Origin of the sequence: Halobacillus litoralis, assembly GCF_009856415.1 — a bacterium.
In the GTDB taxonomy this organism is placed as follows: domain Bacteria; phylum Bacillota; class Bacilli; order Bacillales; family Halobacillaceae; genus Halobacillus; species Halobacillus litoralis_C.
Window position 1 is genome coordinate 199,441 of the sequence record NZ_WMEZ01000006.1, and the last position, 14,671, is coordinate 214,111.

General features: G+C 45.9%; 8 protein-coding genes. 6 read left to right on the top strand and 2 right to left on the bottom strand.

Annotated elements, in window-relative coordinates:
* The first annotated feature begins 43 nt into the window (after nt 1-43).
* Nucleotides 44-868 (top strand): YhjD/YihY/BrkB family envelope integrity protein, encoded by an 825-nt coding sequence (locus GLV98_RS15105; protein WP_160916696.1) that lies wholly within the window; start codon nt 44-46, stop codon nt 866-868.
* A 78-nt stretch (nt 869-946) separates the two neighbouring features.
* Here the strand turns inward: GLV98_RS15105 and GLV98_RS15110 are convergent, their stop codons facing one another.
* Nucleotides 947-2,014, bottom strand: coding sequence for a P1 family peptidase (locus GLV98_RS15110; RefSeq protein WP_160916698.1), 1,068 nt, complete (start codon nt 2,012-2,014; stop codon nt 947-949).
* 365 nt (nt 2,015-2,379) lie between these two features.
* Here GLV98_RS15110 and gltB point away from each other — a divergent pair, with 365 nt between their 5' ends.
* From gltB to GLV98_RS15130, 4 genes are all read left to right on the top strand, one after another.
* Nucleotides 2,380-6,960 (top strand): glutamate synthase large subunit, encoded by a 4,581-nt coding sequence (gltB, locus tag GLV98_RS15115; RefSeq protein ID WP_160916700.1) that lies wholly within the window; start codon nt 2,380-2,382, stop codon nt 6,958-6,960.
* A 20-nt stretch (nt 6,961-6,980) separates the two neighbouring features.
* Complete coding sequence (locus tag GLV98_RS15120) at nt 6,981-8,468, top strand: glutamate synthase subunit beta (protein WP_160916701.1); 1,488 nt, start codon at nt 6,981-6,983, stop codon at nt 8,466-8,468.
* Between the two features lie 568 nt (nt 8,469-9,036).
* On the top strand, nt 9,037-11,073 hold the full coding sequence (locus GLV98_RS15125; RefSeq protein WP_160916704.1) for a catalase: 2,037 nt from the start codon (nt 9,037-9,039) through the stop codon (nt 11,071-11,073).
* 508 nt (nt 11,074-11,581) lie between these two features.
* Nucleotides 11,582-12,964, top strand: a complete 1,383-nt coding sequence (locus GLV98_RS15130; protein ID WP_160916706.1) for a dipeptidase — start codon at nt 11,582-11,584, stop codon at nt 12,962-12,964.
* Between the two features lie 25 nt (nt 12,965-12,989).
* Here the strand turns inward: GLV98_RS15130 and GLV98_RS15135 are convergent, their stop codons facing one another.
* Nucleotides 12,990-13,634 carry a GrpB family protein gene (locus tag GLV98_RS15135; protein WP_160916708.1) on the bottom strand — a complete coding sequence of 215 codons (645 nt, stop codon included), beginning with the start codon at nt 13,632-13,634 and terminating at the stop codon, nt 12,990-12,992.
* Nucleotides 13,635-13,733: 99 nt separating this feature from the next.
* On the opposite strand from GLV98_RS15135, the gene GLV98_RS15140 reads away from it, so the two are divergent.
* Nucleotides 13,734-14,663 (top strand): hypothetical protein, encoded by a 930-nt coding sequence (locus GLV98_RS15140; protein ID WP_160916710.1) that lies wholly within the window; start codon nt 13,734-13,736, stop codon nt 14,661-14,663.
* The last annotated feature ends 8 nt before the right edge of the window (nt 14,664-14,671 follow it).

Genomic DNA, 14,671 nt, shown 5'->3' on the forward strand with positions numbered 1-14,671 from the left:
AAAGGGGATAGTCTAGTAGAAGATGGATGAGGAGGATTCCCTGGTGAAAAATTTTATATCCTATGTGAAAGATGTAATTGCCGAATTTCAGAAAGATAACATCCCCCTGCTTGGCGCAGCACAGGCGTACTATTACTTATTGGCGATCGTTCCGCTTTTAATATTGGTTTTATCGATTCTCCCCTATTTAAATATAGACGCTGAAACAGCCATTCAGGCGATGAGCAATGTGATCCCCAGCGATACAGCCCAAGTATTCAGAGAGAACATCGTCGCAGTCGTAGAGCAACCGAACGGTGGACTTCTGACTGTTGGTATTTTAGGAACCCTTTGGTCTGCTTCAAACGGTATCAATGCGTTCATTCAGTCCTCGAACTTGGCTTACAACGTGGAAGAGACAAGGTCGTTCATTAAAGTACGCCTCCTTTCCATCGTGTTGACGATCGGAATGATATTGGCGATTATCGTTGCGCTCGTCCTGCCTGTATTCGGCCAGGTCTTGATTGATATGATTAACCTGCCGTCTCAAACAGCCATTCTATTGCAAGTACTGCGCTGGTCGTTGAGTATCGTCGTCATTGGAGCTGTTCTTATGGCCCTTTATCACTTCGCGCCAAATAAGAACATCCCCTTTAAACATATCCTTCCTGGTGCGGTGATCACGGCTGTTCTTTGGCAATTGATTTCTCTTGCGTTCTCTTTTTATGTCAGTAATTTTGGGAATTACTCCGCCACCTATGGAAGTCTTGGAGGAATTATTATTTTAATGTTATGGTTCTTCCTTACAGGGATTATCTTAATGGTGGGTGCTGAAATTAATGTCATTTATCACCGTCGTCATGGCGGGGGCAAAAAGAAAGCCGCGTAACCCTTTTAACAATTCTTAGCTCTATGAAGAAAGGTTCCGTGCCCCAAAGGAGGGGGACGGAACCTTTTTCTATTTTACTTAACCCTGTGGATTTAAAAATTTTATTGGATAGCTTTCGAGCAGTTCCGTTAATGTAGGTCTTTGTTGGTTGTCTCTCCCGTTCACTGTTGTCGCTTGGAAAAGGGACTCAAGAATGGCTTCTTCGGTAGCTTCTCCAACAGCACGGAAGGATTCGTCCATATCTTCTTCATGAATAGATGAACGAATCATCGTTTCCTCTGGTTTCTCATGAGCGATCGTTGTGGCTGTAGAAAATCCGAGAACAACATCGCCACTGCCATTTCCAATCATCGACCCGGTTCGCGATAATCCAGTCACCGTTCGCTTGCAAATCCTTTTTAATTGCCGATCTGACACTGGGAGGTCTGTGGCGACCACAATCATGATCGACCCTTTATCTTTCTCCTCTTCTGCCTGAATACGCTCCTTCAATTTTTGTCCAACCGCTTGACCATTAATCCTAAGGTCACTCAGTTTACCGAAATTTGTAAGGGTCAGTACACCTATCGTATACGCTCCATGTGCAAGCTTTACCTTCCGTGAAGAAGAGCCAATTCCACCTTTCAATGAATAACAAAGCATGCCCCGTCCTGCCCCGACGCACCCTTCCATGAAGTCCTCTTCGGCATCTGCAATAGCTTGTAAAACATGTTCCTTCGTCACCGCTTGTTCTCTAATATCATTGATCACCATATCGTTGCATTCACCAATGACAGGGTTGACTGTACCCGTTGTACGGCCGACCTCCGGGTTTCGATCAAGCGTGTAAGAAACGAGAGCATCATAAGCGGCTCCCACACCGAACGTGTTGGTCAATACAATGGGGGTTTCCAGCGTTCCCAGTTCTTCAAGCTGAATCGTTCCTGCCGTCTTGCCGAACCCATTAATGACATGCGCAGACGCCACCGTTTTATTTTGAAAAAGGTTTCCCTGATGCGGAAGAACGGCGGTCACTCCTGTCTGGACTCTATTTTTGTTTAATGTATAATGGCCGACGGTCACTCCAGGAACGTCGGTGATTTGATTTCGAGCACCTATAGGCATGGAACCTATGATGATGCCATGCTCTCGGGTTGTTTTGTTCATTGTTACACCTCCACCTGTCCTATTCGCAAAGGAACATGCGAATTCCTCCCTAATGTATGTTCATACAACCAAGGGATTTTATATACATCTTCCGCTAGAAAAGTAGATTTATTTTTGTATAAAACGAGTATAAGAGAAAAAAATTATTCGTTTTTATAAGTTTTTTTGTTTGCGCTTACATCCTTTTAATATTCGGGTTTCTCATGAATTTGAATTGTTGCATTATCGTGAAAATTCATGGTTTGAACGCTTCAGGAGCGTGAATCTTCAGGTTTTTCATGCTATACTAGTAAGAAACTGAAAAGACAGAATTTTTTAATTTTTGCCTGTAACCTACAAGAATATGTCCGCTAGGGGGAAAAAATATGCAAAAACACGGATATCCTGTTCCGCAGGGGCTATATCATCCGGAAAATGAGCATGAAGCTTGTGGTATCGGAGTGATCGCCAACATCGATGGAACGAAGAGTCACAGTATCGTAGAGAACGCCATCACTATTCTATGTAACCTAGAACACCGTGGTGGACAATCTGCTGATGTCAGTACAGGAGATGGGGCTGGAATACTGACGCAGATCCCTCACCATTTTTTCGAAGCGCAATGTGAGAAGGAAGATATATACTTGCCTGAAGCTGGAAAATACGGCATCGGAATGATTTTCTTTCCGGAAAATCATGAAACAAGGACCGAATGTATGCAGACATTCGAGCGTATCGTCGGAGAAGAAGGACAAGAGTTCCTAGGTTGGCGTACGGTTCCGGTGAACGATTCGTTCGTTGGGGAAGATGCGAAGAAGACTAAACCGTTTATTCGTCAGGCTTTCGTTGCTCCATCTGGGAATGTCAAAACACAAATGGATTTGGAGCGCCGCCTGTACATCATTCGTAAGCGAGCGGAAATCGAGATCGCTGGTAAAGACGGGTACGATGACTTTTATATCAGCAGTTTGTCATCGAACACGATTGTCTATAAAGGAATGTTGATCCCTGAACAGCTGGATTCCTTTTATATCGATCTGAACCACCCGGATTTCAAAACGGCCCTCGCTTTAGTACACTCCCGCTTTAGTACGAACACCTTCCCGAGCTGGAAACGTTCGCACCCGAACCGATTCACCATTCACAATGGAGAGTTCAATACATTACGAGGCAATGTCAACTGGATGAGAGCACGCCAGGAGCTTTGCAACTCGGAATACTTCAGTGAAGAAGATTTGCAAAAACTTCTTCCTGTCATCGATTCCAACGGTAGTGACTCTTCCATGTTTGATAATGCCTTTGAATTCTTATACTTGTCTGGTCGTTCACTCGCTCACACAGCCATGATGATGGTTCCTGAGCCGTGGTCAAATGATGAAACGATCCAGGAAGACAAGAAGAACTTCTATGAATATCATAGCTGCTTAATGGAGCCGTGGGACGGGCCGGCTGCCCTTGCTTACACAAATGGGAAGCAGATCGGTGCATGTCTCGACCGGAACGGGTTGCGCCCGGCGCGTTATTATGTGACGAAAGATGGAATGATCGTCCTTGGATCCGAAGTGGGGGCCCTTGATATTTTCGCTGACGATATTTTGTATAAAGATCGTCTTGCGCCAGGAAAGATGCTTCTCGTCGACCTTGAAGAAGGCAAGATCATTCCTGATGATGAAATTAAATTGCAAATTGCTCGTGAGCATCCGTATAAAGAATGGATCGAAGAGAACAAGTTTGATTTAGAAGACCTGCCAGAACCGATGACTGAACACCGTCCAGTGGAAAACTTGATCGACCAGCAGCTTGCTTTCGGTTATACGACAGAAGAATTAAACAAAATCCTCATGCCGATGGTCAATGATAAAAAAGACCCTGTCGGTTCGATGGGCTATGATTCACCGCTTGCCGTGCTTTCTAAAAAACCACAATTGCTTTATAGCTATTTCAAGCAGTTGTTCGCCCAGGTCACGAACCCGCCGATTGATGCCATTCGTGAAAAATTGATTACGATGGTGGAAACGACGATTGGAGCAGAAGGAAACCTGGTGGATCCAAAACCAGAGAGCTGCCGTCAAATCCGATTGAAAACGCCAATTTTGACCAATCGGGAACTTGAGCAAATTCGTCAGCAGGATGTAGAAGGGTTCACAGCACGTACGCTTTCTATCCTTTTCGATGCAAAAGAAGGCGGCTTGAAGCCTGCGCTTGATCGTTTATGTGAAGAAGCGGATGCAGCCGTAGAGGAAGGTACGACACTGCTTGTCCTATCTGATCGTGGAATTAGTGAAGAGTATGCAGCTCTTCCTTCTCTGTTAGCGGTATCCGGCTTGCACCATCACCTGATCCGTAAAGGGACACGGACGAAAGTGAGCCTGATCATTGAATCTGGTGAGGCGCGTGAAGTGCACCATTTCGCAACACTGCTTGGTTATGGAGCGGAGGGGATCAACCCTTACCTTGCGTATGAATCGTTGAGAGATATGATGGAGCGCGATTTGCTTGAAGCAGAATCTCATGAAGCGGCTGTGCAGATGTATATCAATTCTGCAACAGACGGAATCATCAAAGTCCTTTCTAAGATGGGGATTTCAACGATCCAAAGTTACCGTGGAGCGCAGATTTTTGAAGCCGTCGGTATTCATAAAGATGTCATTGACCAGTATTTCACACGTACAGCTTCACGACTTGGAGGGATTGGTCTCGATATCATTGAAAAAGAAGTACTCATGCGTCATGAAGTCGCGTACGGAGAAACACGCGGATCGAACCGTACACTGGAAGCGGGCGACGAATACCAGTACCGCCAGAACGGGGAAGATCACCAGTATAATCCGCAAACGATTGCGACATTGCAGCATGCCTGCCGTGCGAATGACTATGACCTTTTCAAACAATATTCCAAGATGTTGACCGATGAAAAGAACAACCTACAGTCTCTGCGTGGATTGCTTTCCTTCAAGGATCGCCCATCCATTCCAGTTGAGGAAGTAGAGTCTGTTGAAGATATTTGCAGACGTTTCAAAACGGGAGCCATGTCTTTCGGGTCCATCAGTGAAGAGGCTCACGAAGCCTTAGCTATTGCAATGAACCGTATCGGAGGAAGAAGTAACTCCGGTGAAGGTGGGGAAGATCCGAAACGATTCACCCCTGAAGAAAACGGTGACTTGAAACGTAGTGCGATCAAACAGGTAGCATCCGGACGATTCGGCGTTAACAGCCATTACCTAGTGAATGCGGATGAAATCCAAATCAAGGTCGCTCAGGGAGCGAAGCCGGGTGAAGGTGGTCACCTTCCAGGCAAAAAAGTATATCCGTGGGTAGCGGAAGTCCGTGGTTCCACACCTGGTGTTGAATTGATTTCACCTCCACCACACCACGACATCTATTCCATTGAAGATTTGGCTGAGCTCATTTATAACTTGAAAAATGCCAATCCGAAAGCTCGTGTCAGCGTGAAGCTCGTTTCCGCTGTCGGTGTTGGAACGATTGCTGCAGGGGTAGCGAAGGGACGTGCCGATCTCGTACTGATCAGTGGATACGATGGAGGAACGGGTGCGGCACCGAGAACAAGTATTAAGCATACCGGTCTGCCGTGGGAAATCGGTCTTGCTGAAACGCACCAGACGCTGGTCCTTGACCGTCTGCGTGATCGAATTGTTGTTGAAACAGACGGGAAAATGATGACAGGCCGTGACGTTGTGGTCGCCTCCTTATTAGGAGCAGAAGAATATGGATTCTCAACCGCACCGCTCGTCGTCCTTGGTTGTGTCATGATGCGTGTCTGCCACTTGAACACATGTCCGGTCGGAGTAGCGACACAGGACCCTGAACTTCGTAAGAAATTCACAGGGGAAGCCGATCACCTCGAGAACTTCATGCGTTTCATCGCACAAGAAGCGCGTGAACTCATGGCAGAGCTTGGATTCCGTACAATCAACGAAATGATCGGTCGTACGGATGTCTTGCAGACGAATGAAGCGGTCGATCACTGGAAAGCCAAAGGTGTAGATTTGTCTGCCTTGCTTTACCAGCCTGACGTTCCTGCTGACTATGGTCGTTTTGCAGTCAGAAAACAGGATCATGGCCTTGAGAAGACGTTGGATATGGAAGAATTGATCCCACTTTGCAAGAAAGCTATTGAAAGCGGTGAGCCGGTGGAAGGCACAGGATCAATCCGTAACATCCACCGTGTTACAGGTACAATCCTTGGTAGTGAAATCACACGTCGTTATGGAGCGGAAGGACTTCCGGAAGATACGATCAAGTTGACCTTCAAAGGTTCTGCTGGTCAAAGTTTCGGTGCCTTCATTCCTAAAGGGGTCTCTCTACGCCTTATCGGTGATTCCAATGATTACGTAGGGAAAGGACTATCCGGTGGTAAAATCATCGTCCACCCATCACCGAGATCGTCGTTCGTACCGGAAGAAAACACGATTATAGGAAACGTATCCTTCTACGGTGCTTCAGCTGGAGAGGCTTATATTAATGGCCTGGCAGGGGAACGCTTCTGTGTCCGAAATAGTGGAGCAGATGTCGTTGTTGAAGGTGTCGGAGACCATGGATGCGAATATATGACAGGCGGGAAAGTCGTCGTCCTTGGGGGCACAGGGCGTAACTTCGCGGCAGGAATGTCCGGAGGCGTCGCTTACGTGCTGGATGAGTCTGAACTTCCTTTTGATACAAAATGCAATAAAGAGCTCGTTCATCTGCAGCAGTTGTCAGATGCGAAGGAAATCCAAGAACTCTATGACATGATTGAAAAACATGTTTCCTATACAAACAGTCCACGTGGTCAACGGATTCTTGCGAATTGGAGCGACTACGTATCCAAATTCGTCAAAGTCATTCCTAGAGATTACTTGGCGATGCAAGAACGGATCAAGAACTTGAGAGACAGTGGTCTGGAGAAGTTTGATGCTGAAATGACCGCTTTTGAAGAACGCAACAAACCGGTAGCGACAGTCAAATAATGGAGAAGGGGGAGGATCTGATGGGTAAGTCTACTGGATTTATGGAATACACACGCCAATCCACACCAGAGCGCGATCCTGAAACAAGAATAAAAGATTGGGAAGATTATAAGCTTCCCCTGTCAGATGAAGAAGCACAAAAGCAAGGGGCACGCTGCATGGACTGCGGCGTTCCCACCTGCCATTCCGGAATGGAGATCAACGGCATCACGAGCGGGTGCCCTGTTTATCACCTTATCCCAGAATGGAACGATCTTGTGTATCAGGGGAAATGGAAGGAAGCCCTTGCTAAAGAACACGAAATGAACAACTTCCCGGAGTTCACAGGTTTCGCTTGTCCAGCTCCGTGTGAAGGGGCTTGTGTTCTTGGAATCAACGAACCACCGGTAGCCATTCGCAGTGTGGAAAGGTCCATTATTGAAAAAGGATTCGAAGAAGGGTGGGTCACGCCAGAGCCTCCTGCTTACCGCACAGGTAAAAAAGTAGCAGTCGTCGGTTCCGGCCCTGCTGGTCTGGCAGCCGCCGCACAGCTGAACAAAGCAGGCCACTGGGTCACGGTTTATGAGCGTAACGATCGTGTTGGTGGATTGCTCACTTATGGAATTCCTGAAATGAAGCTGCCTTATTCCGTGGTCGAACGTCGCGTGAACATTCTAAAAGAAGAAGGCATCCAGTTCATGACGAACACAGAAGTTGGTCGTGACTATCCCGTTTCTCGTCTCAATGAAGAGTATGACACGGTCATTCTTTGTGGCGGAGCGACAACGCCAAGGAACCTGGAAGTAGATGGACGCAACTTGAAAGGCATCCACTATGCGATGGACTTTCTACACTCCAACACAAAGAGTCTTCTCGATTCCGATCATGAAGACGGAAACTACATCAGTGCGAAAGACAAAAATGTGATTGTCATCGGTGGCGGGGACACAGGAACCGACTGTATGGCGACATCCATGCGTCACGGCTGTAAGAGCCTGACTCAATTTGATATTTATGATAAAAAAGGTTCTACACGTGACAATGAAGTCAACCCATGGCCACAATACCCGGTCATTCACCGCGTAGAGTATGGTCAAAAGGAAGCAGAAGCGAAATTCAATAAAGACCCTCGTGCCTATGCGGTCATGACGAAGAAATTCGTCGGTGATGAGAACAATCGTATCAAAGAAGTTCACACGATTGATGTTGCTCTTTCTTACGATGAAAATGGAAACAAAGTCCGTACGGAAATTCCAGGCACTGAAAAAGTATGGGAAGCAGACCTTGTGTTGCTTGCCATCGGTTTCAGCGGCCCGGAACAAGACCTTATTGAAAAGCTTGATATTGAAACGACCGTACGTTCAAACGTCGCTGCCCAGTACGGGAAGTACACGACGAACGTCGAAGGCGTATTCGCTGCCGGAGACATGCGTCGCGGGCAAAGTTTGATTGTTTGGGCCATCAACGAAGGCCGTGAAGTCGCACGCGAATGCGATCGATACATGATGGGCGCATCTCAGCTTCCATAAATAAGCGTAACCCTTTTAGCCACCTCTGAAACAGAGGTGGCCTTTTGTATTTAGCACCTTAAATATAACTACTGATCAATTAGTGGAAAGCGCTCTATATCAAGCACTCACAACTGGTATTCCTGAGATTTGATGTTTAAATTCCTGCACCTCCCTTAAGCTGAAAAGCTGCTTATTCAGGAAGGGGATTCGAGAATCTCATATGTTAAAGGGCGGAGGGGAATGAGGAGACTCCTGCGGGAAAAAAGTGCATGGTGAGACCCCACAGGACGCACTCCGAGGAGGCTCACCGCGCTCCCGCGGAAAGCGAGTCATTCCCCGCAGCCCCATGCACTCAACAAAAATATCGAAACCGAGTCTTCAAGAAAAGGGAGCATTTACGAAATTATCACTATAAAGACTTATGTTTAAGAATTAGAGCTTCTTCGCTGTTTACGAACACCTTCCGACAAACTACTTTTTCAGAAAAGTAATTGTGTGTTTATTCTGTCGAATCGGCGGGTACGTAGATTGTAATGTTTATTTATTACTTACCATTCTAAGGAGTGGTTTCTTAAGGAGGAGCTCAATGAGTAATAAAAGATCAAGAAAAGATGAACAGTTGGATCAGTTCCGGGTGGATGACTCTGGCAAACATATGACGACCAACATGGGAGTCAAAGTGTCAGAAGATGAATTTTCACTGAAAGCCGGCGAGCGCGGTCCGACTTTAATGGAGGACTTTTATTTTCGTGAAAAAATGACGCATTTCGACCATGAGCGTATCCCAGAGCGTATCGTACACGCTAGAGGTTTTTCTGCGCATGGTGAATTTCAATTATATGAATCTCTTGAAAAATATACTAAAGCAGACTTCCTAAATGATACATCAAAAACAACGCCGACGTTTGTAAGGTTCTCAACGGTTGCAGGTTCCAAGGGCTCCGCAGAAACGGTACGTGATGCACGAGGATTTGCAACGAAATTTTACACAGAAGAAGGAAACTATGACTTAGTCGGAAATAACATACCTGTCTTCTTTATCCAGGATGCCATCAAATTCCCTGACCTTGTCCATGCCGTTAAACCTGAACCGCATAATGCGATGCCGCAAGCAGCATCCGCCCATGATACGTTCTGGGATTTCGTAGGACAAAACCAGGAATCAGCTCATATGGTGATGTGGACGATGTCCGATCGTGCGATTCCTAGAAGCCTGCGTATGATGGAAGGTTTCGGAGTTCACACGTTCCGTTTAGTCAACAAAGAAGGAAAGGCCCACTTTGTTAAATTCCACTGGAAGCCTGTCCTAGGCACACACTCGCTTGTATGGGATGAAGCGCAAAAGATCAACGGGAAAGATCCGGACTTCCATCGCGGTGACCTTTATAACTCGATTGAAGATGGAGATTACCCAGAGTACGAGCTCGGAATCCAGGTCATTCCTGAGGAAGATGAATTCAAGTTTGATTTTGATATCCTTGACCCTACAAAACTATGGCCGGAGGAGGATGTCCCTGTTCAGATTGTCGGTAAAATGACACTGAACCGTAACGTCGATAATGTGTTTGCTGAGAATGAGCAGGTAGCTTATCACCCTGGTAACGTCGTTCCGGGCATTGATTTTACCAATGACCCATTGTTGCAGGGGCGTCTGCATTCCTACACAGATACCCAGTTGATCCGCCTTGGAGGCCCGAACTTCCATGAGCTTCCGATCAACCGCCCTGTCTGTCCGTTCTTCAACAACCAGCGTGATGGTTACGGACGTCAGACCATCAATAAAGGCCAAGTGAGCTATCATAAGAATTCTCTCGCGAAAAACACTCCAGCACCTGCGAGCGAAGAAGATGGTGGTTATGCTCATTATCAAGAGAGGGTAGAAGGGCATAAGATCCGTGCACGGAGCAATAGTTTCAAAGATCACTTCTCTCAAGCTACCCTGTTTTGGAACAGCATGAGTGACCATGAAAAAGAGCATCTCATCAATGCGTTCAGCTTTGAACTCGGAAAAGTGGAAAGCGAAGCCGTGCGTGAAGAAGCCGTGAAAATGTTTGCTAACGTAAGCCTTGAGCTTGCACAAGGATTTGCTAAGAATATTGGTGTCACTCCTCCAGAGAGCGGCGGATCAGATGTGAAGAAATCTTCTCCTGCACTCAGCCAGGCGAATACCGTTCACAAGCCATCCACTCGTAAAGTGGGCGTTATTTTAGCCAACGGATTCAACGGGAAAGATGTCACTCAAGCACTGAAGGAGCTTTCCTCAGAAGGAATCATGACAGAAATCATTAGTGACAAGCAGGGAATGGTCAAAGGAGATGACGGTTCAGAACTTAAAGTCGATCACACCTTCCTTACTACTGATTCTGTTTTGTATGATGCGATGTACGCGGTCGGTGGAAGCAATGAGGAAGAGGCGTTCAAGAAGCATGCCTCCCATTTCCTTAACGAAGCATTCTCTCACTACAAACCGCTTGGGGCTACCCACAATGCTGTTCAGTGGTTGAGCGATAACAAGCTCGCTGATCACAGTGGTGTCGTAGCTGGTGATGATGTCAAAGGCTTCACAGAAGATTTTGTACAGGCAGTCGCTGCCCATCGTCACTGGGATCGTCAATTAATTTAACAACAAACCCCGCCGCCCTTCTTTCACCCTGGGGCCGGCGGGGTTTTTATTTGACTCACATAAACGCTAACCCTAAAGGGTTGTCCTCATTCCACTATCTAGATCCAACGAAAAACATTTATCAAATAATAAATAAACCATAGCCCAAAAGCCATTGGTTCTTCAAAATTGGTAGCGACCTGAAAGGGAAAAAGGGACGATTTTTCGTATAGTTTGTTTAAATCTCGTGATGATAAGGGAAAGGATGAATAAATACAAAAAGACGAAGAGGTGATTCCATGATTCGTACAATTTTAATGATCATCGGTTTAATTGTTGTGATTAGCTTCATTATTTCCCTGCTATAATACTTAACTTAATAAGATTAAAAGTAAGTGGCCGGTTTCTATACTTGGCCACTTTTTCATTCTTCAGGCTTTGATAGTCTCTGAATTTTCTGGATTTGGAAGCTTATACAATCGGGAGCATTTATGGGGTAGAGTTCAGCCGTTGAGGAAAATCCGGTATAATGAGATCACATGATTATAAGGAGGACAATAAGGTGAAGGAAGCCATTGAGTTACATAAAGATCAGTTTATTGAAGAATTAAAACAGTATTTAAGTATTCCGAGCATTTCTTCCTTGTCTAAACATAAAGAAGACGTTAAAAAGGCGGCGGATTGGACGGCTGATGCTCTGCAAGAAGCCGGATTGGAGAATGTGGAGATCATCCCTACAGAGGGGCATCCGATCGTTTATGCGGATTGGCTTCATGCAGAAGGAAAGCCGACGATTCTTGTGTACGGCCATTATGACGTACAGCCGGAAGATCCGCTCGACTTATGGGAAACCCCGCCATTTGAACCGGTCATCAGAGACGGGAAAATTTTCGCACGGGGGGCTACGGATGATAAAGGTCAGCTGTTTATCCATATCAAAGCCGTCGATCTTCTTATGAAAGAAATGGGCGAGCTTCCCGTCAATGTGAAGTTTGTCATTGAGGGAGAAGAGGAAATCGCAAGCCCGAATCTTGGCCCTTTCATTCAGGAGAATGAGGAAAAGCTTGCTTGTGATGCGGTGGTCATTAGCGATACGTCCTTTAGCAAGAAAGGGCAACCGGCTATCTGTACATCTTTACGCGGTGCTTTAGCCATGGAGATGACCGTTACAACCGCCAACTCGGATTTACATTCCGGCACCTATGGCGGTGGCGTACCAAATTCGATTCATGCCCTTGTCCAACTGGTGGATTCCCTGCATGAAGAAAATGGCCGTATTGCCGTTGACGGATTTTACGAGGGTGTTCCAGAACCTACAGAAGCTTTAAGAAAAGAAGTAGCGGAAGTCCCCTTCAATGAAGAACGTACAAGACAAGAACTTGAGCTTGATGAACTTTTCGGAGAGGCAGGGTTCACTTTCCAAGAGCGTGTCGGCATCCGACCAACGCTTGAAATTAACGGAATTACAGGAGGCTTTCAAGGCGAAGGGTTGAAAACGATCGTCCCTAAAGAAGCGAGTGCGAAAATTAGCTGTCGTCTCGTTGGCAAGCAGGATCCCCAGGCGATTTTTGAGGCGATCCAACGGCATGTAGCTGACCACCGACCAGTGGGTGCGAAGGTTGACCTTCATCAGTACATTAAAGCTGACCCTGTGGCAATTGATTCAAAAAATCCTTATATCCAAAAAGCGGCAGATGCTTTTGAGAGTGTGTATGACGTGCGTCCTCTCTTTCCGAAAGAGGGCGGGTCGATCCCGATTGTTGAAGTTTTCGGTCGAGTGTTAAATGCCCCGGTCGTTTTGATGGGCTTCGGACTTCCAACGGAAAATTTGCATGCACCAAATGAACATTTTCATCTTGAGAATTTCACGAAAGGGATGGAAACGGTTTGTAAATACCTTCAAGAGTTATAAAGGAAAAAGGCTGAGAATGAAGTTCTCAGCCTTTTTTATATGCATGATTAAGTATGGATTGGATGAAGGGCCCTTTTTTCTCTGTGTAAACCGATCGTTCTTCTCTATAGGATTCAGCCAACTGCTTTTTTAAAGATTCATAGGCAAGGACGGATCCCGGGTTCGCTCGTAAATGATCTCGAAATGTAATTTTTTCTTCCCACTCTGAGCCTTTCCATTCACAGATGTGCAAGTGGAAGGTGTCGTTCGTATCGGTCTCTTTTTTGAAAAAACGTCTTGCCCTTAATTCGGGCTTAGGGACATATTCATACCCTGCTTGTGAAAGGGGTTGGATGTAGCGTGTGAACTCATCAAGGCTTTCCACCCCTAATAGAATATCAATAATAGGCTTTGCGGAAAGGTTTGGAACAGAAGTACTTCCGATATGCTCGATGGGAATAGTCGGATCACCAAGTTGTTGCAGAATGACGTTTTTTTCACTAGCGAATGTTTCGGGCCAATTGGATTGATAAGGGGAAAGCTGTACACGATTGTTGACCTTCCGTTCGTCACAAGAGAAACATTTTAGTGTTTTGTTAGCTGACAAAACACCATTCAAGAACCCATTTTCACAATAGATGGTAGTGCCGCATTCAGCACACGTGCCCACTTTTTCATGCAAGACGGTCACTCCCTTACCTCTTAGATTTTGGATAAGTCTGTCTTTTTTTGTCAAAACGAAACGTTAAAATGTTAGAATAGTAGAAAGATACTAGTTAGGAGGATGATCATGGAACAACTACAGACAAAGCCGAAGACGTTTGGCGAGATACTTGATCATACATTCAGTATATCAAAGAAAAACTTCGGTCCTTTATTTCTCACCTTACTCATTATATTTGCGCCCCTCTACATATTTGATTACTTATTCATGGTGCTGAGCGGGATCAGCTTATTCCGCGGAACGTCAGGAGGAGGATTCACAGAAGGGGTCCTAAACAACCTTGATACGGCAGCGGCTACCCAGGAGCTTGTGGCGACGAATCTTGGAATCGGTATGGAAATGTTGTATTTATTTGTTTCTACTGTTCTTGCCATTATCATCTATCCGATTGCCCAGGCATCGGTTATTGTCGCGACGAGTAAAGCACTTAAGAATGAAACCTGGTCCAAAGGTCAGGCGATTAAAGGGGCGTTCTCAAGGTTTTGGCCGCTCATCGGAAGCACAGCCTTGATGGGAGTCATATTCGGAGTCGCCGTCTTCATCGGGTTTCTCCTTTTCGGTATTTTAGGAGGCATCAGCTTTGCCAGGGATGGCTTTGGAGTAGGATTCATCATGTCGATCATCTTCGGTCTGTTGTTTTTCGCAGCGGTCGCTTTTTTTGTGACTAAACTGAGCATGTTTTTTGGAGCGATTGTTTTTCAAAAGGTCGCCCCAGGCTTTTCAAAAAGCTGGCAGCTGACGAAAGGACGCTTCTGGTTCACATTCGGATTGTTCATCGTCTTCTTCATCATCACCATTTTGCTTACTTCCGTAATGGAGGGGGTCTCTGCGCTTCTTTTAGGTGGCAGTCTTCTCGGTCGTGTGCTGACGGACCTTGCTTCGATCATTACGACACTGTTTATGATGGTCGGTTATACGGTTCTGTTTTTTGACTTGAAAACAAGGAACGAAGCGGATGATTTGAAAGATATGATTGCTTCTTACAAAGAATCATGAACGTAGGT